General features: G+C 70.5%; 20 protein-coding genes, 4 tRNA genes and 1 other RNA gene. 15 read left to right on the top strand and 10 right to left on the bottom strand.

Going from position 1 to position 24,697, the window contains the following annotated elements; translation table 11 throughout:
- Nucleotides 1-180: 180 nt before the first annotated feature.
- Nucleotides 181-735, bottom strand: coding sequence for a hypothetical protein (locus tag AQJ46_RS47435; RefSeq protein ID WP_059211558.1), 555 nt, complete (start codon nt 733-735; stop codon nt 181-183).
- A 151-nt stretch (nt 736-886) separates the two neighbouring features.
- Between AQJ46_RS47435 and AQJ46_RS47430 the strand changes: the two genes are divergently transcribed.
- From AQJ46_RS47430 to AQJ46_RS47410, 5 genes are all read left to right on the top strand, one after another.
- Nucleotides 887-1,627, top strand: a complete 741-nt coding sequence (locus tag AQJ46_RS47430) for a class I SAM-dependent methyltransferase (protein ID WP_059211557.1) — start codon at nt 887-889, stop codon at nt 1,625-1,627.
- Entirely contained in the window at nt 1,570-2,475 is a 906-nt protein-coding gene (locus AQJ46_RS47425) for a bifunctional DNA primase/polymerase (RefSeq protein ID WP_404828533.1), read from the top strand. The genes AQJ46_RS47430 and AQJ46_RS47425 overlap by 58 nt, the downstream gene beginning before the upstream one ends.
- A 2-nt stretch (nt 2,476-2,477) precedes the next feature.
- Entirely contained in the window at nt 2,478-3,953 is a 1,476-nt protein-coding gene (locus AQJ46_RS47420) for a hypothetical protein (RefSeq protein WP_059211555.1), read from the top strand.
- A gap of 457 nt (nt 3,954-4,410) precedes the next feature.
- Nucleotides 4,411-4,677 carry a helix-turn-helix domain-containing protein gene (locus AQJ46_RS47415; protein ID WP_059211554.1) on the top strand — a complete coding sequence of 89 codons (267 nt, stop codon included), beginning with the start codon at nt 4,411-4,413 and terminating at the stop codon, nt 4,675-4,677.
- A gap of 8 nt (nt 4,678-4,685) precedes the next feature.
- Entirely contained in the window at nt 4,686-5,930 is a 1,245-nt protein-coding gene (locus AQJ46_RS47410; protein ID WP_059211553.1) for a tyrosine-type recombinase/integrase, read from the top strand.
- 79 nt (nt 5,931-6,009) lie between these two features.
- On the opposite strand, the gene AQJ46_RS47405 is transcribed toward AQJ46_RS47410, so the two are convergent.
- Nucleotides 6,010-6,097 (bottom strand) — tRNA-Ser (locus tag AQJ46_RS47405).
- A 72-nt stretch (nt 6,098-6,169) separates the two neighbouring features.
- Here AQJ46_RS47405 and ffs point away from each other — a divergent pair.
- From ffs to AQJ46_RS47375, 6 genes are all read left to right on the top strand, one after another.
- An RNA gene (gene ffs / locus AQJ46_RS47400) (signal recognition particle sRNA small type) lies at nt 6,170-6,268 on the top strand.
- A 57-nt stretch (nt 6,269-6,325) separates the two neighbouring features.
- On the top strand, nt 6,326-8,800 hold the full coding sequence (locus tag AQJ46_RS47395) for a DNA polymerase III subunit gamma and tau (RefSeq protein WP_059211552.1): 2,475 nt from the start codon (nt 6,326-6,328) through the stop codon (nt 8,798-8,800).
- Nucleotides 8,801-8,926: 126 nt separating this feature from the next.
- On the top strand, nt 8,927-10,180 hold the full coding sequence (gene purD / locus AQJ46_RS47390; protein WP_059211551.1) for a phosphoribosylamine--glycine ligase: 1,254 nt from the start codon (nt 8,927-8,929) through the stop codon (nt 10,178-10,180).
- Between the two features lie 303 nt (nt 10,181-10,483).
- A complete protein-coding gene (locus AQJ46_RS47385) occupies nt 10,484-12,949 on the top strand; it encodes a M48 family metalloprotease (RefSeq protein WP_059211550.1) in 2,466 nt (821 codons plus the stop codon).
- Nucleotides 12,950-13,115: 166 nt separating this feature from the next.
- Nucleotides 13,116-14,624: a N,N-dimethylformamidase beta subunit family domain-containing protein gene (locus AQJ46_RS47380; protein ID WP_059211549.1), complete on the top strand. Its 1,509-nt coding sequence runs from the start codon at nt 13,116-13,118 to the stop codon at nt 14,622-14,624.
- Nucleotides 14,625-14,729: 105 nt separating this feature from the next.
- Nucleotides 14,730-15,629, top strand: a complete 900-nt coding sequence (locus AQJ46_RS47375; RefSeq protein ID WP_059211548.1) for a phosphoribosylaminoimidazolesuccinocarboxamide synthase — start codon at nt 14,730-14,732, stop codon at nt 15,627-15,629.
- 38 nt (nt 15,630-15,667) lie between these two features.
- On the opposite strand, the gene AQJ46_RS47370 is transcribed toward AQJ46_RS47375, so the two are convergent.
- From AQJ46_RS47370 to AQJ46_RS47335, 8 genes are all read right to left on the bottom strand, one after another.
- A tRNA-Gly gene (locus AQJ46_RS47370) sits at nt 15,668-15,743 on the bottom strand.
- Nucleotides 15,744-15,765: 22 nt separating this feature from the next.
- Nucleotides 15,766-16,374 carry a response regulator transcription factor gene (locus AQJ46_RS47365; protein ID WP_059211547.1) on the bottom strand — a complete coding sequence of 203 codons (609 nt, stop codon included), beginning with the start codon at nt 16,372-16,374 and terminating at the stop codon, nt 15,766-15,768.
- Nucleotides 16,375-16,576: 202 nt separating this feature from the next.
- The gene (locus tag AQJ46_RS47360; protein WP_059211571.1) at nt 16,577-17,794 is read right to left on the bottom strand and encodes a sensor histidine kinase; all 1,218 of its coding nucleotides are present in this window, start codon (nt 17,792-17,794) and stop codon (nt 16,577-16,579) included.
- A gap of 14 nt (nt 17,795-17,808) precedes the next feature.
- On the bottom strand, nt 17,809-18,582 hold the full coding sequence (locus AQJ46_RS47355) for an ABC transporter permease (RefSeq protein WP_059211546.1): 774 nt from the start codon (nt 18,580-18,582) through the stop codon (nt 17,809-17,811).
- Entirely contained in the window at nt 18,579-19,517 is a 939-nt protein-coding gene (locus tag AQJ46_RS47350; RefSeq protein WP_059211545.1) for an ABC transporter ATP-binding protein, read from the bottom strand. The genes AQJ46_RS47355 and AQJ46_RS47350 overlap by 4 nt, the downstream gene beginning before the upstream one ends.
- 126 nt (nt 19,518-19,643) lie before the next feature.
- A tRNA-Gly gene (locus AQJ46_RS47345) sits at nt 19,644-19,719 on the bottom strand.
- 80 nt (nt 19,720-19,799) lie between these two features.
- Nucleotides 19,800-19,871, bottom strand: a tRNA-Gly gene (locus AQJ46_RS47340).
- Nucleotides 19,872-19,994: 123 nt separating this feature from the next.
- Nucleotides 19,995-20,312, bottom strand: coding sequence for a histone-like nucleoid-structuring protein Lsr2 (locus AQJ46_RS47335; RefSeq protein WP_059211544.1), 318 nt, complete (start codon nt 20,310-20,312; stop codon nt 19,995-19,997).
- A 269-nt stretch (nt 20,313-20,581) separates the two neighbouring features.
- Here AQJ46_RS47335 and purS point away from each other — a divergent pair, with 269 nt between their 5' ends.
- The 4 genes from purS (at nt 20,582) to AQJ46_RS47315 (ending at nt 24,680) form a co-directional block, all read left to right on the top strand.
- Nucleotides 20,582-20,845 carry a phosphoribosylformylglycinamidine synthase subunit PurS gene (gene purS / locus AQJ46_RS47330; protein WP_007383088.1) on the top strand — a complete coding sequence of 88 codons (264 nt, stop codon included), beginning with the start codon at nt 20,582-20,584 and terminating at the stop codon, nt 20,843-20,845.
- Entirely contained in the window at nt 20,842-21,522 is a 681-nt protein-coding gene (purQ, locus tag AQJ46_RS47325; RefSeq protein WP_057609335.1) for a phosphoribosylformylglycinamidine synthase subunit PurQ, read from the top strand. Before purS ends, purQ begins: the two co-directional genes overlap by 4 nt.
- Nucleotides 21,519-23,777 (top strand): phosphoribosylformylglycinamidine synthase subunit PurL, encoded by a 2,259-nt coding sequence (purL, locus tag AQJ46_RS47320; protein ID WP_059211543.1) that lies wholly within the window; start codon nt 21,519-21,521, stop codon nt 23,775-23,777. The genes purQ and purL overlap by 4 nt, the downstream gene beginning before the upstream one ends.
- Nucleotides 23,778-23,882: 105 nt before the next feature.
- Nucleotides 23,883-24,680: a maleylpyruvate isomerase family mycothiol-dependent enzyme gene (locus AQJ46_RS47315; RefSeq protein ID WP_059211542.1), complete on the top strand. Its 798-nt coding sequence runs from the start codon at nt 23,883-23,885 to the stop codon at nt 24,678-24,680.
- The last annotated feature ends 17 nt before the right edge of the window (nt 24,681-24,697 follow it).

Raw genomic sequence — 24,697 nt, 5'->3', positions numbered from 1 at the left:
AAAGTACCCGAGCACTACCCAGAGCCACTGATCGAATAACGAACCACCCGGCAACGTCCAGTCTCGCCAAGGGCGGCCCTCCATATCGGCAAAGATCCGGGGCCGCCCCAGCCAGATCTCTTGCCCGCCATCGCCCCGCCGGCAGGCATCAGGTAGCTACCGGGCGCCTGCGCCGGGCGGCTACATCGGGGAGTTGGGCACTCCCAGATCAGCACGCATGACAGCGCGCGTCTCCTTCCAGCGCTCCCAGATCCATCCAAGGTATTCCTGGATCACTTCGAGGGTGTCGCCCTCATCGGGGTTGCCTTCCTCCAGGCACTTGGTCCTGCGGTATCCCTCGGACAGTGCCCTGGACGCGTCATCGAGCTGGCCAAGCACAGCTGGTGAGGCGACCATCTGGGCTTCGGCGAATGCGTCATGGTGCGCATGGCGGGCCGCTTCCAGCCGTTCACTGTCCGCTTCGGTGACCCCATTGCGGTGCACATCCCACAGATAATTCATCAGCTGCATGCGGTAGTGGCGGAACGCCGCGTTCGTCTCGATGTAGCAAGCCCGGCGCATGGCGAATTCCGCCTGCCGTTGCTCGCGTTCCCACAGCGCGTGAGCTGCCTGCTGCTGGTGCTCGAACTCTGCCTGCTGCGTCTTCGCCCCGGATCTCTGGGCCAGGACGGGCGCGAGCAGGGTCCCGGTGACACCTACGACCGCTGCAACTAGCGCGATAGCGGTACTTCCCACAGCATCCCCCCGATGCGTGACAGCTAAGAGCTGGCCCGGTGCGCATTCCAGTGCGCCCTCCTCATCCCACAGGCCGGGGCAGCCGCTCTTTCGGCAAAAGACCGCGGCTGCCCCTCACCCCAGCTCAACCACAGAACTGGAGAGGTCAAGCATGACCCAACCCACTGACATCCGGCGAGTATCGAAGGCCTTCCGACGCTTCCGCGTTCTGGACGCCTACTGCTGCATCGGCGGCGCCACCGCCGGCTACCGGCGCGCGTTCGGCCCCCGCGTCCACATCACAGGCGTGGACATTCAGGCGCAGCCGGACTACTGCGGCGACGTCTTCCACCAAGGTGACGCCATCGAGTTCATCCGGGCCCACGGCCACGAATTCGACTTCATCCACGCCTCACCGCCGTGCCAGGGCGAGGGCGCCCCGACCAAGGGCACCAACGCCGCCCGCAACGCCGCGATCGGCCGCACCTACCCCCGGCTCATCGCCCCGACCCGGGCCGCTCTGGAAGCCACCGGCCAGCCGTTCGTGATGGAGAACGTGGCCGGCTCCGAGGTCCGCAAAGACCTGCGCCTGTGCGGCGAACAGTTCGGACTCGGGGTGCTCGTGCGCCGCTACTTCGAACTCGGCCGCTGGACTACCGCCCAACCGGCGCACCCCAAGCACCGTGGCTACGTGCGCGGTTGGCGCCACGGCGAGTACCGCGAGGGCCCCTATGCGGCCGCGTACGGCGAGGGCGGCGGTAAGGCCACCGTGGACGAGATCCGCGCCGCGAAGCGCATCGACTGGACCACCGACCGCCTACGGCTCCGGGAGGCCCTGCCGCCCGCCTACACCGAATGGATCGGCGCCGCGTTCCTCGCCACCCTCACCCCCGAGCTGGGGGCGGTCGCGTGAGCATCGTCGACAGCCATCTGCGCACCGCGCTTCACCTCGCTACGACCGGCGTGCCGCCGCTGCCGCTGCGAGCCGGGAAGGTGCCGTTCGGGAACTGCCGCACCTGCGCCCGCAACGCGTGCGGCGGCCGGCCCAACATGAAGATTCCTGGCCCCTGCACCTGCCCCCGCCCGTGCCACGCCTGGGCCGCCGCCACCACCGACCCCGTTGTCCTGAACTCCCCAGCATGGGCACCGACGTGGCGTGAGGCAGAGGCGGTGGCTTACCACCCGGGCGGCGCCGGCCTGACCGTCGTCGACCTCGACAACGCGGAAGCCATCATGTGGGCCCGTACGAACCTGCCCGTCACCCGCACAGTGCGCACCACCCGGGGTGAGCACTGGCTCTACCAGGGCGTCATGCAGTCCGCCAACGCCGTACGGCCCGGCGTCGACATCAAGTCCCTTATGGCATACGCCCGTTGGCTCGGATCCGGCACCGGCGCCATGGCCGCTCTCCCGGACACTGTGCGAGCCCTGACAGTAATAAAGGAGCCCGTCCCTGCCCGCAGGGCGCCACAGACGCTCTCAGCGCCCCTCAAGGGCGTACCGGGGGAGTGCCGCCACCGCACACCCACCTATCTGGAGCGTGGGATCGCCATGGCGGAGCAGCAGATCACCGCTGCTCGCAGTGCGGTGCACGCCACCGTCTACCGGACGTTCCTCGCCGTGCTCTCGACGCATGGCGGGTGCGGCTGTCTCACCGACACCCACATTGCGCGGCTGTTCACGGCCGCGCAGGCCAAGGGCGAATCGGTGAGGCACTGCACCGACGCGTGGACCAATGCCCGCACCGCACTGGGGATGTGACCGTGTCCGAGGACGAGAAGACTCCGGCCCGCCAGATCATCACCGACTACGCACAAGCGCACTTCCGGTACTTCCGCACCATCGACGGCACCGTCTACGCACAGCGCAACGGCCACCCCGTCGCCCGGCCCATCCGCTCCCAGGGCACCACCGGCAGCCACCGCCAAGAACTCATGGTCGGCCTCTACAAGGACGGCATCGGCGTGTTCAACGGCACGGCACTCAAGGAGGCACTGGACTTGATCGAAGCACTCGCGCTGACCGAGGACGTACAGCCCACCCACATCCGCGTCGCCCCCGGATTCGACGGCGCAACGTGGCTCGACTTGGGCCGCAATGACGGCAGGTCCGTCCGCATCCACCCCACGGGATGGGACATCCTCACCCCCGACCCGCAGGAAGTCTGCTGGCGGCGCACCCAGCTCACCGGAGAGCTCCCCCTGCCGGCCAAGGACACCAACGGCAAGGGCATCGACCTCCTGCTGCGCCTGTGCAACTTCGCCGGCGCAGAGACCGAATGCCTAGCCATCGCCTGGCTGATCGGCTGCCTGGAACCCTCCGTGCCCGTCCCCGCACCCTTCCTCACCGGCCCCCAGGGGGCGGGCAAGTCCACCGGCGGCCGGATGCTCGTACGGATCATCGAAGGGATGAGCGGCGACCTGCGCCGGGCCCCCAAGGACGAAGAGAACATGATCACGGCCGTTGCTGCCGGATGGGTCACCGCCCTGGACAACCTCTCCCACCTGCCCCCGGACCTGTCCGACCTCATGTGCTGCATCGTGACCGGTGCCGAGAGCATCAAGCGCGCGCTGTTCACCGATGGTGACGTCGTCCGCTCCCGCTACCGGCGCCCCATGCTGCTGACCGGTATCGACGTCGGCGTCATCCGCCCCGACCTCGCCGAACGCCTCCTGCCGCTGCGTCTCGTGCGGCCCAGGGTGCGGCGCACCGAGGCAGAGCTGTGGGCCGAGTACGCGGAGATCCTGCCCGTCGTTCTCGGCTCCCTGCTGGACCTGACCGTCAAGGTGCGGGCCGCTCAGGCGGACACCCCCACCGACCTGCGGATGGCCGACTTCGCCCACCTCTGCGCGCAGCTCGATGCGGCGACCGGCTTCGGCTCGCTGGCCGCGTATCGGGCGAGCCTCGATGACCTCAACGACGACGTCATCGAAGGTGACCTGCTCGCGCAGACCGTGTTGAAGCACGCGGCCGGACTCGATGAGGGAGCGGACGTCCGCATGACGTCCTCGGAATGGCTGCACTGCCTCACCACCCTCTACAGCGGTGAGGAGTGCCGTCCCCTGCCCAAGGGCTGGCCCACCACCGGCAAGGTTCTCTCCGACCGCCTCAAGCGGCTGCAACCGACCCTTGCCGCCCGCGGCGTGCTCGTCGACTGGGGACGCACCAGCGCCGCCCGCTACATCGAGATGACCCGGGCCGCCGCACTCGCCCTTACCAAGCAGGAAACGGCGTTCTGACCGCACCGGCCGGACAAGCAAGAGGAGCACCCCGCCCGGCGGCTGGTGCTCCTCTTGTTGTTCGGCGGCGTGCCGCCGCTGCACAGGCGTGCCGCTGCGCGGCTCCGCATTCGCGTTCTGAGCCGCGCACCACCACAGACACCACCCCTCCCTTTTTTCCTAAGAGAAGAGAACCTGCGTCACCCACGTCACAAGCCAGCCGAACCTGGTCATTGACCAGCAGTTTCGACCGTGACGCAGACGGCCCGACCCAGCGTCACAGCCCGTCATCCGCGTCACAGGTGACAGATCCCCGTCCCACCCTGTGACACGCCCCCAACTGCCCGCGTCACCGCATAGCCGCAGGTCAGGGCCACAAATGACGGGCGAGACGCGATGACGCAGAAATCCGAACCTCGGACAGACACGCGCATCCGCTACCTCCGTAAGGCCCCTGAGAAGCAAGGAGTCGTGCCCCGTGACAGGCGACCAGACACGCAAGCTCGCCGTAGTCCGTACCGAAGTCGACCTCTCAGAAGACGACTTCGACCCCACCCTCCTCGCGGTGAGGGTGGAGGAAGCCGCCCGTCGGCTGAGCATCGGCCGAACCACGATGTACGCCCTCATTCGAGATGGCGCCGTGCAGACCGTGCCGATCGGTCGGTCCCGTCGAGTTCCCGTCCAAGCGCTCAGCGACTTCCTTGCTCAGCGCATGCAGTCGATATCCACCAACGCAGTCGCGTAAGGAGTCCCATGGCCAAGCGCGCCAAGCGCCCGGACGGCGCATCGTCCATCTACTTCGGCAAAGACGGTTACTGGCACGGCCGGGTCACCGTCGGCGTCTGTGATGACGGGAAGCCCGACCGTCGTCACGTCAGTAGCAAGGTCAGTGAAGCGGAGGTCATCAAGAAAGTCCGTGCGCTGGAGAAGCAGCGCGACGAGGGGAAGGTTCGTAAGCCTGGCCGGCCGTGGACCGTACAGGCGTGGCTGCTGCATTGGGTGGAGGAGATCGCCAAGCCGTCAGTGCGGGAGAACACCTATGCCGGGTACGAGGTGGCCGTTCGGGTGCACTTGATTCCTGGTGTGGGCGCACACCGGCTGGACAAGTTGGAGCCCGAGCACCTGGAACGCTTCTACACAAAGATGCAGCTCAACGGCAGCAAGGCTGCCACGGCTCACCAGGCGCACCGCACGATGCGTACGGCTCTGAACCATGCTCTTCGCCGGGGCCACGTGACCCGGAACGTTGCGACGCTCGCAGTGCCTCCCAGGATCGAGGAAGAGGAGGTGGAGCCGTACGACATCGAGGAAGTGCAGCGTCTCCTCTCCGAGGCGGCCAAGCTGCGCAACAGTGCCCGCTGGTCCATCGCTCTCGCCCTGGGACTACGGCAGGGCGAAGCCCTCGGACTGCGCTGGTCGGATGTCGACCTTCAGAACGGCATTCTCCGCGTGAGGAAGAACAGGCTGCGGCCGAAGTACCTGCACGGCTGCGGGGGAGAGTGCGGCCGGAAGCCCGGGTATTGCAAGCAGCGAGTCAGGAAGAACGAGGACACGGCCAACACCAAGTCCAAGGCCGGTCGCCGGGTGATCGGTGTGCCTGGCGAATTGGCCAGACTCCTGGAGCTGCACCGCAAGGAGCAGGACCGAGAGCGTCTGATCGCCGCGAAGGAGTGGAACGAGACCGGTTTCGTCTTCACGTCCCCCGTGGGTGAGCCGCTGGTGCCCAGCACGGACTACGACGTGTGGAAGCAACTGCTGACTGACGCCAAGGTGCGGGATGCCCGGCATACCGCCGCCACGGTCCTGCTCATCCTCGGCGTTCCGGAACGAGTGGTGATGCAGATCATGGGGTGGTCGTCCACGGCGATGGCGGCCCGCTACCAGCACGTGACGGGAGGCATCCTGGCCGACGTGGCGCAGCGGGTCGGCGGTCTCATCTGGGAGGTGGCCAAGGCTGCCGACGAGGGCGGCCCGGACGGCTCCGCGGGATCGCGTTGAGACTGTAGATGAGACTGCAACCGTCGAAGGGCCCCACCGCGAACGGTGGGGCCCTTCGACATCGTGCCCGGTGAGGCACTGGCGGAGGATACGAGATTCGAACTCGTGAGGGGTTGCCCCCAACACGCTTTCCAAGCGTGCGCCCTAGGCCTCTAGGCGAATCCTCCGCCGCAAACAATACAAGACGTTGAGGAGTGCTCGCGAACTCGTTCCCACCCGCTGCCATCGGGTACTGTTTGGGCAGCCCCTCACGCGGCGCTATCTGACTGAACTCCCCCAGGGCCGGAAGGCAGCAAGGGTAGGTCGGCTCTGGCGGGTGCGTGGGGGGCGCTTGCGTTCCCGGCGGAGCGCACGCGCGGGCCCCGGTGTCAGTGGGCGCCTATAACCTCGTATGCGTGTCGTCTCTCGCGTTGTACCGCCGCTATCGCCCGGAGTCCTTCGCCGAGGTCATCGGGCAGGAGCATGTCACCGACCCGCTGCAGCAGGCGCTGCGGAACAACCGGGTCAATCACGCGTACCTGTTCAGCGGTCCGCGCGGATGCGGCAAGACGACCAGCGCCCGCATCCTCGCCAGGTGCCTGAACTGCGTGCAGGGCCCCACCCCCACCCCCTGCGGTGAGTGCCAGTCCTGCCAGGACCTCGCACGCAACGGCCCGGGTTCCATCGACGTCATCGAGATCGACGCCGCCTCCCACGGTGGTGTGGACGACGCCCGTGAGCTGCGCGAAAAGGCCTTCTTCGGGCCCGCGAGCAGCCGCTACAAGATCTACATCATCGACGAGGCCCACATGGTCACGTCGGCAGGGTTCAACGCGTTGCTGAAGGTCGTCGAGGAGCCCCCGGAGCACCTCAAGTTCATCTTCGCCACCACCGAGCCCGAGAAGGTCATCGGGACGATCCGGTCGCGAACCCATCACTACCCCTTCCGGCTCGTCCCGCCCGGCACCCTGCGGGACTACCTCGGCGAGGTGTGCGGCAAGGAGGACATCCCCGTCGAGGACGGCGTCCTGCCCCTCGTCGTGCGGGCAGGCCAGGGCTCCGTGCGTGACTCCATGTCCGTCATGGACCAGCTGCTCGCCGGGGCCAAGGAGGAGGGTGTGACGTATGCCATGGCCACGTCCCTCCTCGGCTACACCGACGGCTCTCTCCTCGACTCCGTCGTCGAGGCCTTCGCCACCGGTGACGGCGCCGCCGCCTTCGAGGTCGTCGACCGCGTCATCGAGGGGGGCAACGACCCGCGCCGCTTCGTCACCGATCTGCTGGAGCGGCTGCGGGACCTGGTCATCCTCGCCGCTGTTCCCGACGCCGCCGAGAAGGGGCTCATCGACGCCCCCGCCGACGTCATCGAACGCATGCAGGCCCAGGCCGGCACGTTCGGCGCGGCCGAGCTGAGCCGCGCCGCCGACCTCGTCAACGCAGGCCTCACCGAGATGCGCGGCGCCAACTCGCCCCGTCTCCAGTTGGAGCTCATCTGCGCGCGCGTGCTGCTCCCCGCGGCCTATGGGGACGAGCGCTCGGTGATGGCCCGCCTCGACCGCATCGAGCGGGGCGTGAACTTCTCGGCCGGCGGCGCCCCCGCGATGGGGTACGTGCCAGGGCCGGAAGCCCACGGGGGAGCGGCCCTGGGTGCCCCGGGCGTCCAAGGCATCCCTGGTGCCTCGCATGCCACGGGTGCCTCAACGGCCGCCGTCCCGCCACCTGCACCGCTCCCGCCCGGTGGCGGCCCGGCCGCGGCGCGTGCGGCGGTCCGAGCCTCGGGCGCGGGCACACCCGGTGGCGGAGGCTTCGGCGGTGGCGCCCCAGGTGGCGGCGTTCCGGCCGGAGCCGGTGGCGCGGGCGGATTCCCCGGCGCTACGGCCGACTCGGCGCCGACCGCCGACCGGGCCCCTGACTCGCCCGCCGGTCCGACCCAGGGTTCGTCTCCCGACCTCCACACCGGCGACCCCCACACCGGCCCGGCGCACGGTGCACCCACGGCCCAGCCCTCCACCGGCCACTCGGACCGGCCGCAACACCAGCAGCCGTCCGCCACACCGCCCCCAGCCGCTGCGTCGGATCCCGCTCCCACCCCCGGAGCCTGGCCCGCCGCCGCCCCCGTCGGCGGCGGCCGGCGTCCCGGTGGCTGGCCCACCCCGGCCCCGGCAGGCGGCGGCCAGCCCCAGGCGCCCGCACCGCAGCGGCCGGCGACACCGGGACCGGCCCAGCCCGCCCCCGCGGCCCCCGCACCCGGACCGGGCGCCTACGCCCCGCCGACCGGTGGCCCCGACCCCCGCCAGCTCTGGCCCAACATCCTGGAAGCCGTCAAGAACCGCCGCCGCTTCACGTGGATCCTGCTCAGCCAGAACGCCCACGTGGCCGGCTTCGACGGCACCACCCTCCAGCTCGGCTTCGTGAACGCCGGCGCCCGCGACAACTTCGCGAGCAGCGGCAGCGAAGAGGTGCTGCGGCAGGCGCTGGGCGAGCAGTTCAACGTCCAGTGGAAGATCGAGGCCGTCATCGACCCGTCGGGCGGCGGAGGGGCGCCCCCGGCATCCGGCGGCTTCAACGGCGGCGGTGGCGGGGGCTACGGCGGAGGCGGCAACGCCGGCGGCTACGGCACCGGAAGCACGGCCGGCTACGGCGCCCCGGCCCCCCAGGCCCCGTCCTCCCCCCAGCCGGCGCCCGCCCCGGCGGCCCGGTCCACGCCGACGCCGGCTCCCACACCGGCCCCTGCCCCGCAGCGGTCCGCGCCGGAACCCCCGCCGGTCTCCATCGAGGACGACATCCCCGAGGACGACGACCCCGATCTCAACGAGGCCGCCCTCTCGGGCCGCGAACTGATCGTGCGCGAGCTCGGGGCGACCGTGGTGGAGGAGATCACCAACGAATAAGGCGAAATAAAACGAATAAGGGGACGACGGAGGGACTCGCGCGAGAGGTCGTCTTGGAGGAACCTACGACTCTCCTCCCTCCACCCCTTAGGAACCCCCCACAAAAACCCCGTTAGGCTGACCCCCGTGAAGGTCCTCGTCATCGGTAACGGCGCCCGCGAACACGCCCTGTGCCACTCCCTGTCCCTCGACCCCGACGTCAGTGCCCTGCACTGCGCACCCGGCAACGCCGGCATCGCCGAGGTCGCCGAGCTGCACCCCGTCGACGCCCTCGACGGCGTGGCGGTGGCCGCACTCGCGCAGCGGCTCGGTGCCGACCTGGTCGTCGTAGGCCCGGAGGCCCCGCTCGTCGCGGGGGTCTCCGACGCCGTGCGCGAGGTCGGCATCCCGGTCTTCGGCCCGTCCGGGGAGGCCGCGCAGCTCGAGGGCTCGAAGGCCTTCGCCAAGGAGGTCATGGCCGCGGCCGGGGTCCCGACCGCCCGCTCGTACGTCTGCACGACCCCCGAGGAGGTCGCCGCGGCCCTCGACGCCTTCGGCGCCCCGTACGTCGTCAAGGACGACGGTCTCGCCGCGGGCAAGGGCGTCGTCGTGACCAGCGACATCGAGGCCGCGGCAGCGCACGCCAACGCCTGCGACCGGGTCGTCATCGAGGAGTTCCTGGACGGGCCGGAGGTCTCCCTCTTCGCCATCACCGACGGCGACACCGTTCTGCCCCTCCAGCCGGCCCAGGACTTCAAGCGCGCCCTTGACGGCGACGAAGGACCGAACACCGGCGGCATGGGCGCCTACTCCCCGTTGCCCTGGGCCGACCCCAAGCTGGTCGACGAGGTCATGCAGACGGTCCTGCAGCCGACGGTCGACGAGATGCGCCGCCGCGGCACCCCCTTCTCCGGCCTGCTCTACGCCGGTCTCGCGATCACCTCGCGAGGCGTGCGGGTCATCGAGTTCAACGCCCGCTTCGGCGACCCCGAGACCCAGGTCGTCCTGGCCCGCCTCGAGACCCCGCTGGCCGGTATCCTGCTCGCCGCGGCCACCGGCAACCTGGCCGACCTGGAGCCGCTGCGCTGGAGTGAGGACGCCGCGGTCACCGTGGTCGTCGCCTCGCACAACTACCCCGCCACCCCGCGCACCGGCGACCCGATCACCGGCCTCGACGAGGTGGCCGCCGAGGACGCCCCGCACACGTACGTCCTGCACGCCGGCACCAAGCGGGACGGCGACGCCGTCGTCAGCGCCGGCGGCCGCGTCCTGTCGGTCACGGCGTCCGGGAAGGACCTCACCGAGGCCCGCGAGCGCGCGTACCGGGCGGTGGCCCGTATCCGGCTCGACGGTTCCCAGCACCGGACGGACATCGCGGCGAAGGCGGCGTCCGGAGCCTGAGAAGCTCGGAAACCGGGGCGAAACCCCCCGCTGCCGAACAACCCGACCGGCCCCGGATCCGTCTAAGGATTCGGGGCCTGATCTTTGCTGTACGTCATCCACCTTTCCCCAAAGCCATTCCATCGAGTGACCGGGGCTCCATACGGCTGACGGGCGCCCGGGGCCCAACTAGGGTGCGGCGCAAGCGGTCCGGCACTTGGCCCACCGGCATTGCGATGTCAGTGACGGGTGCCACAGTGGGGGAGTGAGCAACGCCAGGACAGCTGGGCATTCAGGACGGCAGGGAGGGGGTGAGGTCCGGTCATGACCGGTATCGGTGTCGAGGTGGCCGCGCAGGCCGCGCGCTCCCGGGCCCTCGCCGTGCTGCGCATCCGCAGCCGTGCGCTGGCCGTGGCGCTGCTGCCCGCGGCGGTGGCCGTGGTGCTGCTCGCCGGAGGTTCCACCAGTCATCTCGTGGGCGGGTTCTGGGACAGCGCCCGCCTGGCCATGACCGTTCTCGGGGCCGTGGTGCTGCTCGCCGCCGGAGCCGTGGCCCTGGTCGTCGCCCGCGCCCGCCCCGCCGTCAGTCCGACCGTCGCGATCGCCGAGGAGTCCGCGCCCGACCTGTACCGCATGGTGCGCGACCTCGCCGACCGCCTGGACGTCCCCGCCCCCTCCGCGATAGCGCTCACCCCTGACTGCGACAGCTGGCTGGAGGACCGCACCCACCCCGCCCACGGCCCGCCCCCGCAGAAGGGCCGGGACGACGAGATCGCGGGCGTCCGCAGTTCCCACCGCCGTGTCCCGGCCGCACCGGTGCTGGTCATCGGCTCGCCGTTCCTGTGGTGGATGCGCGTCGGCGAACTGCGCGCGGTCCTCGCCCCGGTCGTCGCCGGTACGGGCCCCTCGGCTCACCCCGACATAGCGGCGGCCCGCCGATTCGTGCGAGGTCTGGACGCGGCCGTGGCCGTCGGCTCCGTCCCGGGCCGCTGTCCACTCACCCGTGTGATGTGCGCGGGTGTCGCTTGGGTGGCCCGCCTCCTCCTGCGCAGCTGCCGGGAGCACGCGACCCAGATGGAGCGCGGAGTCGCGGCCGCGGCCGCCGAGCGTGCACAGGCTGTGGACTACGGCCTCCGGATCGTGGCCCAGGAACAGGTGGGCCTGGCGTACGCGGGCTGGGACCGGCTGCTGACCCGGGTCGCGCTCCCCGCCTGGCGGATGGGCCGCTGGCCTTCCCGCCTGGACGCCGGTGTGGTGGCCGCGCTGACCGAGCTGTCCCGCCGCGACCGACTGGCCGAGGGTTTCGCCTCCCGCCTGGGTGAGCGCCCCGCCTGCGACCTGCTCGAAGAGCCCGGCGCGGTCGACGAGGCAGCCTCGCTCCTCGCCGCCCGCCTCTTCCACGGCGGCCCCGCGGAGACCGGCCAGGACTGGTCCCCGGTGGACTGGCAGGAGTACCCGGAAGAGGTCGTGGACCGGAAGTGGCGCCTGGACGCGGCCCGCCTCCACCGAGTCCTCGACGCCCAGGGCGTCAGCCGCACCCCGGGAGCAGCCCCGCCGGAGTCCCACGGCCCCACCCTTTCCCGAGTCCTGGCCCACCTCTCGGCTCCCGGGCACACCGGCCCCACTCCACACCCCCTGGCAGCCGACCGACCCGCCACCTCGACACCCACGTACTCGCCCGCCCCCACCACCACGGCGGCCGGCGGTGGACTGACCTCGGCGGACGACACCGACACTGTCGAGCACAGGCGCGAGCAGGGGCCGGCGCGGGCGGCCGCGGACGGCCTCGCACCCGCCAAGCCCGCAACACCCGCGCAGGACCCCGCTTCCACAGACCTCACCCCGGTTCCGCCGACCGACGATGTGGCGAGGACCGGTGGACCCGCCTCCCCGGACGACGCCGGAGCCGTGCAGCACGAATCGGCGGCTCAGGCGGACGCGCCCGCGACCGCCGCCCCCGTACCGCCTCCACCGGACGGTGCCATGGCGGCGGACCCGCACCGTGAACCGGCCTCGGCCGACGCACAGGCGGCTGCACCGCACGCTCCCTCCCCGGTTGACGTCCCGGCGGCTGCACCGCACGCTCCCTCCCCGGTTGACGTCCCGGCGGCTGCACCGCATGCCTCGCCCCCGGTTGACGTCCCGGCGGCTGCACCGCATGCCTCGCCCCCGGTTGACGTCCCGGCGGCTGCACCGCACGCTCCCTCCCCGGCTGACGCCCCGCCGACTGCACCGCACCCCCCGCCCCCGGCCGACGCCCTCGCGGCCGGACCGCACCACCACCCCGTGCCACCGGACGACCCCGCAGCAGCCGAACGTGAGACCGCTGCCGCCCCCCACGGGACACCCGCAGCCGATGACGAATGTGACGCCGGTGGTGCAGATGCCGTAGGCGGAAGCGCAGACGGCGAAGCCGAGACCCTCGCCGCGGCGCTCACCGCCGAGCTCGCCCGTGAGGAAGCCGCCGCCCCCCAGTCCCGCAGCACGCCCGACGCCACCCCCTGGGACGACACCGCCCTCCCCCTCTTCCCGCTCCAGCCACCCCGCAGCGCCCGAGAACTCCTCACCGACCACGTCACCGCGATGGTCTGCTGCGCCGCGATCGACACCGCCGGCGCCGCCCCGGGCCTGGACTGGCTCGACGGCCCGTCCCTCCTCATCAACGGCGAACGCGCCGCGGACCTCACCCCCCGCGTCCTCAGCCTCGTGGAGGACGGCGACCCGGCCCCTCTGCGCGCCTGGCTGGTCAAATCGGGGATACGCCCCGAGAAGCCGGTCCGCCTCGTCTGACGAATCCGGAGTCCCCGCTTCCACTTTCGGCCAATTCGCAACGAATAGTGACAGCCCGAGTGCGGAATGTGATGTGCTGAGACCGATCGCGCACATGGCAAGGGCTTGTGCCGGCACAGGACACCGGCCAGGACGAACAACGGGGGCACGAGGGAGGGGAGCGACCATGGGCCCAGGACCGGAGCACATCCGCCGCTGGGAGTCGGGAGCACTCGCGCACGCCGTGACGGACCCCTTCGGCCAGGGCCCCGTCCCCTGGCTGCGCGGCAGTGAGACGTACTTCGACGACACCGGCCAGGTGGTCCCGTGGTACGTCGAGACGGACCCCGCCCACACCCCGAAGGAGGGCGCCCCGCGCATCCCCTCCCCCCGCTCCGCCCCCGGCGGCGGCCCCCGCTCGGCCGACGACGTCCGCCGCCAGATCAAGGGCTTCACCTCGACCGGCGCGGTCGCCCCCGGTGAGGCCGTCGACTTCCACATCACCGTTGACCCGCCGCAGGAGTTCGCTGTCGACATCTACCGCATCGGCCACTACGGCGGCGACGGCGCGGCGAAGATCACCACCAGCCCCCGCCTCTCCGGCATCGTCCAGCCCTCGCCACTGGCCGCGGACCGCACGGTCTCCTGCCACCACTGGTGGCTGTCCTGGCGGCTGCAGATCCCGTCCTACTGGAGCGTCGGCGCGTACGTCGCCGTCCTCACCACCGCCGACGGCTACCGCTCCCACATCCCCTTCACGGTCCGCGAGAACCATCCCGCGGACTTACTGCTCCTCCTGCCCGACGTCACCTGGCAGGCGTACAACCTCTATCCCGAGGACGGCCGCACCGGCGCCAGCCTCTACCACGCCTGGGACGAACAGGGCCGGCTCCTCGGCGAGGCCGACGCCGCGACCACGGTCTCCTTCGACCGGCCGTACGCGGGCGCGGGCCTGCCGATGCACGTCGGCCACGCCTACGACTTCATCCGCTTCGCCGAGCGCTACGGCTACGACCTCGCCTACGCCGACGCCCGCGACCTGCACGCCGGCCGGCTCGACCTCACCCGGTACCGAGGCCTGGTCTTCCCCGGCCACGACGAGTACTGGTCGACGGCCATGCGCCGCACGGTCGAGCGAGCCCGCGACTGCGGCACCTCCCTGGTCTTCCTGTCCGCCAACACCATGTACTGGCAGGTCGAGTTGGCCCCCTCGCCGTCCGGTGTCCCCGACCGTCTGCTGACCTGCCGCAAACGCAGGGGCCCGGGCAAACCGACGCTCTGGCGCGAAGTCGACCGCCCCGAACAGCAGGTGGTCGGCATCCAGTACGCGGGAAGGGTGCCCGAGCCCCACCCCCTGATCGTCCGCAACGCCGAGCACTGGCTGTGGGAGGCGACCGGCGCCCAGGAGGGCGACGAACTCCCCGGCCTGGTCGCGGGCGAGGCCGACCGCTACTTCCCGCGCACCCCACTGCCGGAGCACGACGACCGCATCCTGCTCGCCCACTCGCCGTACGCCGACAGCGAGGGCGCCCTCCGCCACCAGGAGACGTCCCTCTACCGCGCCCCCTCCGGCGCCCTGGTCTTCGCCGCAGGCACCTTCGCCTGGTCCCCGGCACTGGACCGCCCGGGCCACGTCGACACCCGCGTCCAGCGCGCCACCGCCAACCTCCTGGACCGCATCTGCAAGCGTGACTGAGTTCACCCTGCAGTCCACCCACCGCTTTCTCAGCGCACCCCAAGTCCAAGGTCAGCGCCCCGTACGGGACAATCGACCCGTTGGACATAATCACGGGGAGGAACCGTGTCCGGATTCGTAGAAAAGCCCGAGCCGCTCCAGGTTCCGGGCCTGGTGCACCTGCACACCGGCAAGGTGCGCGAGCTGTACCAGAACGAGGCGGGCGACCTCGTGATGGTCGCCAGTGACCGTATCTCCGCCTTCGACTGGGTGCTGCCGACCGAGATCCCCGACAAGGGCCGCGTCCTCACCCAGCTGTCCCTGTGGTGGTTCGACCAGATCGCCGACCTGCTGCCGAACCACGTCCTGAGTACGGCCGTACCGGAAGGCGCACCCGCCGACTGGGCGGGCCGCACCCTGGTCTGCAAGTCGCTCCGGATGGTCCCCGTGGAAGCCGTCGCCCGCGGCTACCTCACCGGCTCCGGACTGCTCGAGTACAACGAGTCCCGCACGGTCTGCGGCCTCGCCCTCCCCGAGGGCCTGGTCGACGGCAGCGAGCTGCCCGCCCCGATCTTCACTCCGGCCACCAAGGCCGCCGTCGGCGAGCACGACGAGAACGTCTCCTACGAGGAGGTCGCCCGCCAGGTCGGCGCCGACACCGCGGCCCAGCTGCGCCAGGCGACCCTCGCGGTGTACTCGCGCGGCCGGGACATCGCCCGGGACCGCGGGATCATCCTCGCGGACACCAAGTTCGAGTTCGGCTTCGACGGGGAGACCCTCGTCGTCGCGGACGAGGTCCTCACCCCGGACTCCTCCCGCTTCTGGCCGGCCGATCAGTGGGAGCCGGGGCACGCGCAGCCGTCGTACGACAAGCAGTTCGTGCGGGACTGGCTGACCTCGGCGGAGTCCGGCTGGGACAGGAAGAGCGAGCAGCCCCCGCCGCCGCTGCCGCAGGAGGTCGTGGACCGCACCCGCGCCAAGTACATCGAGGCGTACGAGCGTCTGACGGGCACGAGCTGGTCGTAACGGAAAAGCCCCCCGGTGAGAACCGGGGGGCTTTTCAATGGAGCGAACGACGAGGTTCGAACTCGCGACCTCAACCTTGGCAAGGTTGCGCTCTACCAACTGAGCTACGTTCGCCTGCGCCGTGGCGCGAGAACCACTATACCCAACCTCGCTCGCGCGCGAGCCGCACGGCCGTGTGCCGGTTTTCCGCCCCCAGCTTGGAGACGGCCGACGACAGATAGTTCCGTACGGTCCCCTGCGACAGCGCGGCCCGTTCGGCGATCTCCGCGACGGGCGCCCCGTCGGCGGCGAGTTCCAGCACCTCGGCCTCCCGCGCGGTCAGGGGGGAGGCCCCGGCGGAGATCGCGTCGGCGGCCAACTCGGGGTCGACGTAGCGGTTTCCCTCGTGCACCGTGCGGATGATCTCCGCGAGCCGCTGCGCGCTCACGGTCTTCGGAACGAACCCCCGCACACCGGCCTCCAGCGCCCGCTTGAGGTGCCCGGGCCGCCCGTGGCTGGTGACGATCAGCACCTTGCACGAGGGCAGTTCGCTCCGCAGGGATGTGGCGACCTTCACACCGTCCGCGCCGGGCATCTGGAGATCGAGTACGGCCACGTCGGGCTCATGCGCCCGGGCCATCGCCAGCGCTTCGGGACCGGTCGCCGCCTCCGCGACGATCGCGAGATCGTCCTCCAGGGAGAGCAGAGCGGCGAGCGCGCCCCGAATCAGATGCTCGTCATCGGCGAGCAACACCCGCACACTCACGACCCCACCCCCGACGACACCACGCGTCCGGTCACGAGCCCATCCCCTCCCACACCACGCCTACGGTCACGAGCCCACCTCCGGTACACCACGCGCACGGTCACGGCCCATCCCCTCCCACACCCACGTGCACGATCACGAGCCCACCTCCGGCATCACGCGCACGGTCACGAGTCCGTCCCCTCCATCGCCATGCGCACAGTCAGGAGTCCCCCTTCGCCGCCACCAGCGGCACCTCCGCCATCAGCCGGAACACACCCTCCCGGACAGGTCCCGCCGCCAGCGTCCCGGCCACGACCGCGAGACGTTCCCGTAGTCCGGCGAGTCCGGAGCCGCCGGTGCCCGGTGGCCGCGACGCCGCCCCGTCGTTCTCCACGGTGAGCACCACCCGCTCCCCCTCTCTCCGCAGGGCCACCACGCACAGCTTGGCGTCCCCGTGCCGCAGGACGTTCGTGGTGGCCTCCCGCACCACCCAGCCGAGCGCCGACTGCACCTCGGCGGGCAGCCCGTTCGGCTCCCCGGTGACCGTGCAGGTGATGCCCGCGGCGGTCAACACCCCTTGCGCTCCGGTGAGTTCGATCCCGAGATCGGCCTCCCGGTACCCCCGTACGACATCCCGCACCTCGCGCTGCGTCTCGTGCGCGATCCGCTGCACCTCGGTCATCTGGTCCACGGCCTCGTCCCGTCCTCGACGCGCCAGCTGCACGGCCAGTTCGCTCTTCAGTGCGATCACGGCCAGGTTCCGCCCCATCACGTCGTGCAGGTCCCGCCCGAACCGCAGCCGTTCCTCGGCGACGGCGAGCCGCGCGCGGGTCTCGCGGGCCGTGTCGAGTTCGTAGACGGCGTTCAGGAGCCAGACGGAGAAGACGGAGGTGAAGGCGAGGAATCCGGCGGCGACCAGCACCACCATCCCGGTGACCAGTGACTGCGGGACGGCGTAACCCAGAGGAAAGCCACCGAGCGCGGCGCCCGCGGCGAAGCCGCCCACGAGCGCGAGCACACGCCGTCGCCTGCGGACGCCGAGCGCGCCGATACCGGCCGCGAAGGTCAGCACGCCCACGAAGACCGCGCCCGCCGCCATGTCGAGACCCTCGTCGTCCGGACCCCGCTCGGCGATGCCGATCACCGCGACGGAGATGGCGAGCGTGACCGCCCCGAGCACCCACAGCGTCCGCACCGGCTGCTCGCGCCGCCCACGCGTCCAGTCGAGCGCCCGCGACGCGGTCACCGCACACACCACGGCATGCGCGCACACCAGCAGCACCAGCCAGACCGCGAGCTGCCCCGTCACCTCCCCGAAGACCGGCAGGCCGACCGAGGCGACGTAGATCAGCGCGAAGAAGTGGAACGACCAGCGCGTGTACGTCTCCACCTTCGCCGGCGTGCTCTTCCGCCGCCACCATCCCCCTGCCTCGCGCATGCTCTCCCCGTACGTCAGCGCCTCGGCTCCCACCGGAACCACCGCTGTACAGCAAACACGGCCAGCACGGTCCAGGCCACCGCGGTCCCGATGGCGCCCAGGGCCTCGTACGCCGAGAGAGTGCCCGCCCAGCCGCCGCGGACCAGGGTGATCACGGGCGACAGCGGCAGCAGCTCGCACACCGACGCGAATGTGTCGGGCAGCATTTCCAGGGGTACGGCGACGCCCGAGAGGACCATCGAGATGATCACGAACGGCAGCGTGGTGACCTGCGCGCTCTCCACGGTCCGGGTCACGGCCGCCGTCACGGCCGCGAGCGCGGCGCACAGCACCAGACCCAGCAGCAGTCCCAGGGCGGCGAGATGGGGCGCGTGCGGCGCGGGCACGTCGAGCAGGACCGTGCTCGCGGCCACCAGCACCAGGGACTGCGTGAGCCCGGTCGCGCCGATCGGCAGCGCGGTGCCGCAGAGGATCTCGACGTCCCGCAGCTCCCCGGTGCGCAGCCGCTTGAGCACCAGTTCCTCGCGCCGGGAGGTGTAGATCGCGACGAGGGCGCCGTACACACCGAACAACAGGGCGAAGCCGACCGCGGCCGGCAGCAGGACCAGGCCGACGCTCAGCCCGGCCTCCTCGACGTCCATGTCGTCCACGACGGACCGCAGGCTGAACGGCAGCGCGAGCGGCACCAGCACAGCCGCGACGAGCGTGGCCTTGCTGCGTCCGAGCAGCGTGAACTCGGCCCGGGCGAGGGCGCCCAGCCTGCTCGCGGGAGTGGTGACCGTGCTCATACCGCGACCTCCTCACGCGCCGCGATCCCCAGGAACGCCTCCTCCAGCGAGGCCGACCGCACATCGAGCCGCCGCAGCTCGACCCCGGCCCGCTCGGCCCACACCAGCAGTCCGGTGGCCGTCCGCTGCAACTCCCGCGTCCGCAGCCGTACGACGTTGCCGTCGATCTCATGCCCGCTCACCCCCAGCTCCCCGAGCGGTGGCAGGTCCCCCACGAAGTACCCCTCCGGCAGCTCGAACGAGATGCGCGCCGGCTGCGCGGCGGTCACCTCGGCCGGTGTCCCCGTGGCCGCGATCCGTCCCTCGTGGAGGATCGCCAGCCGGTCGGCGAGATCCTCGGCCTCCTCCAGGTAGTGCGTGGTGAGCAGCACGGTTGTCCCGCGGTCCCGCAGCGTCCGCACCAATTCCCAGGTGTCCCGGCGTCCTTCGGCGTCGAGGCCGGTCGTCGGCTCGTCGAGGAACAGCACCTCGGGGTCGCCGAGCAGCGCGAGCGCCAGGTCGAGACGCCGCCGCTCGCCTCCGGACAACTGCTTGACCCGTACGCCGGTCCGCCGCGCGAGCCCGACGAGTTCCAGCACCTCCAGCGGCGGCCGGGCCCCGCTGACGCAGCCCGCCCACATCCGCGCGGTCTCGTCGACGGTCAGCTCGGACGGGAAGCCGCCCTCCTGGAGCATCACCCCGGTACGCGGTCGTACGGCGGCCCGCTCCGTGTACGGGTCATGGCCCAGGACGCGGATCCGCCCGTCGGACGGCGGGGCGAGCCCTTCGAGGAGTTCGACGGTGGAGGTCTTGCCGGCGCCATTGGTGCCGAGCAGGGCGAAGACCTCTCCGCGGTCCACGGCGAAGCTGATCCCGCGCACGGCCTCGAACCCGCCCCCGTACACACGCCGCAGGCCGGTGACCTCAATCACGTGTTCGTGTTCGTCGGTGTTCATGAAGCCAGCGTCCCGGTGGACCGGATGCGACAGCAGTGCGCGCTGTCACCACTCCGTGTGACAAATGTCAGACGGCGCACCGGACATGAAAAAAGACCCCGGTCGCGATGACCGGGGTCTTCTTCATGGAGCGGACGACCAGGTTCGAACTGGCGACCTCAACCTTGGCAAGGTTGCGCTCTACCAACTGAGCTACGTCCGCATTGCCTCCGACCGGCTCTCACCGATCGGCGCGAGCACCATCCTACCCGATCCACCACAGTGGTCCGGACGGCGATGCAGAGCGGGTGACAGGAATTGCACACTGCGCCTTCCCCCTGGAAGGGGGATGTTCTACTACTGAACTACACCCGCGTGTACTCCGTGAGCTGGGCCTTTTCGGCCTCGCCCCTCGGCGTGCTCCAGACTCTAGCTGACCAGGTGGGGTGCAACGCAAGTCGGTTGACCCGAGGGGCGGGTGACCCGGCGTCGACAGCCCTACTGCGCCTCGGAGAACGCCTCGTAGACCTTCTTGGGGATCCGTCCGCGGGCGGGGACGTCCATCTTGTTGGCCTGGGCCCAGGCCCTGACCGCCGCCGGGTCGGGAGCGACCTCGGTCTGCCGGTACGCCTTGCCGGACCTGGACCGCTTGCGGCCGGCCTCCACGTAGGGCTCGAGTGCCTTACGCAGTTTCTTGGCATTGGCTTGATTCAGGTCGATCTCGTACGACTTGCCGTCGAGTCCGAAGGCGATCGTTTCCGCCGCTTCCGAGCCGTCGATGTCGTCAAAGAGAGTGACCACGACCTTCTGCGCCACGAATATCGGTCCCTTCGTGCGGCACGCTGTCAATTCATTTGTACAGTGCCCGACAATGCATTGTGAAGCTCGACTAAATCCTTCCGCGTGTCCGAGCGCAATAGGTATCGGGTGTCGATCTGAGATCTTTCCGGGAAATTTTCACGGACGTCCGCCCCGAGGATGGGCCGTGATGGCCGTCACGTAGATTCCTCCAACTCAACGCGCGTAGAAATTTTGTGCGGGTAGTCTGAAGGAACCTGCTCAGCACCACACCACCGGGAGTGCCAGTGGCACGCGTCGTAGTCGACGTCATGCTCAAGCCGGAGATCCTCGACCCCCAGGGCCAGGCGGTGCAGCGTGCACTGCCGCGACTGGGTTTCGACGGCATCTCCGACGTACGTCAGGGAAAGCGATTCGAACTGGAAGTTGACGGACCGGTCGATGAGGCCGCGCTCGCCCGCATCCACGATCTTGCGGAATCCTTCCTCGCCAACACCGTGATCGAGGACTTCACCGTCAAGGTGGAGGAAGTCGCGGAGGCCGCGAAGTGACCGCTCGTATTGGCGTCGTCACTTTCCCGGGCAGCCTCGACGACCGGGACACGCAGCGCGCGATCCGCCTCGCGGGCGCCGAACCGGTCGCCCTCTGGCACAAGGACAAGGACCTCCACCAGGTCGACGCCGTGGTGCTGTGCGGCGGTTTCTCCTACGGCGACTATCTGCGCGCCGGTGCCATCGCGCGCTTCTCGCCGGTGATGGAGCCCCTCATCGAGCAGGCGAAGGCCGGACTGCCGGTTCTCGGCATCTGCAACGGCTTCCAGATCCTCACCGAGGCCCACCTCCTCCCGGGCGGGATGCTCGGCAACGACCACCTCCACTTCATCTGCCGCGACCAGAAGTTGCGGGTGGAGAACGCGGACACCGCCTGGACGACCGACTACTCGGCCGGCCAGGAGATCAACATCCCGCTGAAGAACATGGACGGCCGGTACGTCGCCGACGAGTACACCCTCGACAAGCTGGAGGCCGAGGGCCGGGTCGCGTTCCGGTACCTCGACTTCAACCCGAACGGCTCGCTGCGGGACATCGCCGGCATCACCAACGAGGCGGGCAACGTCGTAGGCCTGATGCCGCACCCGGAGCACGCCGTGGAGCCGCTCATCGGCACCGGCCGCACCGACGGCCTCCCCTTCTTCACCTCGATCCTCAAGAAGCTGGTCAACGCATGAGCCGGACGCCTCTGGACACGGTCGAGCACGCGGCCGCGACCCCCGACGTCGAGCTGCCCTGGGCCGAACTCGGGCTGAAGAAGGACGAGTACGAGCGGGTCGTGGAGATCCTCGGCCGCCGGCCCACCGGTGCCGAGCTCGCCATGTACTCCGTCATGTGGTCCGAGCACTGCAGCTACAAGTCCTCCAAGGTGCACCTGCGCCAGTTCGGCGAGAAGGCCCCGCAGTCCGACGCCCTGCTCGTCGGTATCGGCGAGAACGCGGGCGTCGTGGACGTCGGCCAGGGTTACGCGGTCACCTTCAAGGTCGAGTCGCACAACCACCCGTCGTACGTCGAGCCCTACCAGGGCGCGGCCACGGGTGTCGGCGGCATCGTCCGCGACATCATCGCGATGGGCGCGCGGCCGGTGGCCGTGGTCGACCCCCTGCGCTTCGGCGCTGCCGACCACCCGGACACCAAGCGCGTGCTCCCCGGCGTCGTCGCCGGCATCGGCGGCTACGGCAACTGCCTGGGCCTGCCGAACATCGGCGGCGAGGTCGTCTTCGACGCCTGCTACCAGGGCAACCCGCTGGTCAACGCCGGTGCCATCGGCGTCATGCGGCACGAGGACATCCACCTCGCGAAGGCGTCCGGCGCGGGCAACAAGGTCATCCTGTACGGGGCCCGCACGGGCGGTGACGGCATCGGCGGCGCGTCGATCCTGGCCTCGGAGACCTTCGACGACGCCAAGCCGTCGAAGCGTCCGGCCGTGCAGGTCGGCGACCCCTTCCAGGAGAAGCTCCTCATCGAGTGCACCCTGGAGGCGTTCCAGGAGAAGCTGGTCGTCGGCATCCAGGACCTGGGCGCGGCGGGCCTGTCCTGTGCCACGTCAGAGCTGGCGTCGAACGGCTCCGGCGGCATGCGCGTGACGCTGGACGACGTACCCCTGCGCGACTCGACGCTCTCGCCCGAGGAAATCCTCATGAGCGAGTCGCAGGAACGCATGTGCGCGGTCGTCGAGCCGGAGAAGGTCGACCGGTTCCTGGAGATCTGCGACAAGTGGGACGTCATCGCCACCGTCATCGGTGAGGTCACCGACGGCGACCGCCTGGAGATCTACTGGCACGGCGGCAAGATCGTCGACGTCGACCCGCGCACGGTCGCGCACGACGGCCCGGTCTACGAGCGCCCGTACGCCCGCCCGTCCTGGCAGGACGAGCTCCAGGCGGACGACGCGAACAAGCTGCCGCGGCCGGCTTCGAGCGAGGAACTGAAGGACCAGGTCCTGCAGCTGGTGTCCTCCCCGAACCAGGCCTCCAAGAAGTGGATCACCTCGCAGTACGACCACTTCGTGCAGGGCAACACCGTGCTGGCCCAGCCGGAGGACTCCGGCATGATCCGCATCGACGAGTCGACGGGTCTGGGCGTGGCGATCGCGACGGACGGCAACGGCCGTTACGCGAAGCTGGACCCGTACACCGGCGCGCAGCTGGCGCTGGCGGAGGCGTACCGCAACGTGGCGACGACCGGTGCCAAGCCGCTCGCCGTCTCGGACTGCCTGAACTTCGGCTCCCCCGAGGACCCGGCCGTGATGTGGCAGTTCGCGGAGGCGATCCGCGGACTGGCCGACGGCTGCCTGCAGTTGGGCACGCCGGTCACGGGCGGCAACGTGTCCTTGTACAACCAGACGGGCGAGGTCGCCATCCACCCGACCCCCGTGGTCGCGGTCCTCGGTGTGATCGACGACGTCGCCCGCCGTACGCCGGTCGCCTTCCAGGAGGAGGGCCAGCTGATCTACCTCCTCGGCGACACCCGGGAGGAGTTCGGCGGTTCGGCCTGGTCCCAGGTGATCCACGACCACCTCGGCGGCCTGCCCCCGAAGGTCGACCTGGAGCGCGAGCGCCTGCTCGCCGAGATCCTGATCTCCGCCTCCCGCGACGGGATGATCGACTCCGCGCACGACCTCTCCGACGGCGGCCTGATCCAGGCGGTCGTGGAGTCGGCGCTGCTCGGCGGCAAGGGCGCGCGTCTGGTCGTACCGGACGGGCTGGACGCCTTCACCCTCCTCTTCTCCGAGTCGGCGGGCCGCGCGGTCGTCGCCGTACCGCGCTCGGAGGAACTCCGCTTCAACGACATGTGCGGTGCGCGTGGCCTGCCGGTCACCCGCATCGGTGTCGTGGACGGGGACACCGTCGAGCTCCAAGGCGAGTTCGAACTGCCCCTGGAGGAGCTGCGCCGGGCGCACGAGGACACGATCCCGGCCCTGCTCAAGTAGGCCGCGGCCGTACGACTCCGAAGGCCCCGCCCGTCGTTGTGACGGGAGGGGCCTTCGCGGGGCTTCCCTCCATGTCCGACTTCCGCGCCGACTAGGCTCACCGTCATGCCCACGGCCAGGAAGCGCGCCCGCGCCTACGACCCCGCCAAGATCCGCACGGCCGTCCAGGCCCAGCTCGGGAACGTACGGGAGGCCGTACGCACGTTGACCCCCGAGCAACTGGCGCTGCGGACGCGGCTGGGGGAGTGGACCGTACGGGAGCTGGTCGCGCACATCGGGATGGCGGTCACGGCCGTCCACCGGGCCCTGGACCGGCCCGCGCCCGCGCGGCAGGACGCCGTGCTGCTCGACTGGCCGTTCGCCACCTCCGCCAGCTCCGCGGCCATCGCCGACTTCACCCGGGGCCTGGCCCAGCGGCACCCCGACCTCGACGCCTACCTCACCGACGTCGACCGGACCCTGACCGAGCTGCTGGACACCCACCCCGGCACCCGGCTCCTGGAGACCAACGCCGGCGCGCTGCCACTCGCCGACTATTTGGTCACCCGCACCGTCGAACTCGTCGTCCACACCGACGACCTGAGCGCCGCCGTCGCCGGCCTCGACATCCTCTACGACCGTCAGGCCCTCGCCGCCTGCACGCGCCTCCTCGCCGACGCCCTCGCCGCGAAGGCGCCCGGCGGTTCGACCGAGGTGCGGGTGCCGCCGTACGCCGTCGTGCAGTGCGTCGAGGGGCCGAAGCACACCCGCGGCACCCCGCCGAACGTCGTCGAGACCGACCCGCTGACCTGGATCCGGCTCGCCACCGGGCGGCTGACCTGGAAGGACGCGCTCGACGCGGCCAAGGTCAGCGCGAGCGGGGATCGGGCGGACCTGGGCGGACTGCTCCCGCTGATGAGCTGAACCCTTCACGGGGCTCG

This window comes from Streptomyces canus, from assembly GCF_001514145.1.
In the GTDB taxonomy this organism is placed as follows: Bacteria; Actinomycetota; Actinomycetes; order Streptomycetales; family Streptomycetaceae; genus Streptomyces; species Streptomyces canus.
This window is presented reverse-complemented; position numbering and strand designations above follow the sequence as displayed.

Excerpts from the sequence above, each read along its gene's own strand:
- AQJ46_RS47430 (WP_059211557.1), top strand. The coding sequence starts at position 887 with ATGACCCAACCCACTGACATCCGGCGAGTATCGAAGGCCTTCCGACGC.
- AQJ46_RS47425 (WP_404828533.1), top strand. The coding sequence starts at position 1,570 with ATGGATCGGCGCCGCGTTCCTCGCCACCCTCACCCCCGAGCTGGGGGC.
- AQJ46_RS47410 (WP_059211553.1), top strand. The coding sequence starts at position 4,686 with ATGGCCAAGCGCGCCAAGCGCCCGGACGGCGCATCGTCCATCTACTTC.
- AQJ46_RS47385 (WP_059211550.1), top strand. The coding sequence starts at position 10,484 with ATGACCGGTATCGGTGTCGAGGTGGCCGCGCAGGCCGCGCGCTCCCGG.
- AQJ46_RS47380 (WP_059211549.1), top strand. The coding sequence starts at position 13,116 with ATGGGCCCAGGACCGGAGCACATCCGCCGCTGGGAGTCGGGAGCACTC.
- AQJ46_RS47360 (WP_059211571.1), bottom strand. The coding sequence starts at position 17,794 with ATGCGCGAGGCAGGGGGATGGTGGCGGCGGAAGAGCACGCCGGCGAAG.
- AQJ46_RS47355 (WP_059211546.1), bottom strand. The coding sequence starts at position 18,582 with ATGAGCACGGTCACCACTCCCGCGAGCAGGCTGGGCGCCCTCGCCCGG.
- AQJ46_RS47350 (WP_059211545.1), bottom strand. The coding sequence starts at position 19,517 with ATGAACACCGACGAACACGAACACGTGATTGAGGTCACCGGCCTGCGG.
- purL (WP_059211543.1), top strand. The coding sequence starts at position 21,519 with ATGAGCCGGACGCCTCTGGACACGGTCGAGCACGCGGCCGCGACCCCC.
- AQJ46_RS47315 (WP_059211542.1), top strand. The coding sequence starts at position 23,883 with ATGCCCACGGCCAGGAAGCGCGCCCGCGCCTACGACCCCGCCAAGATC.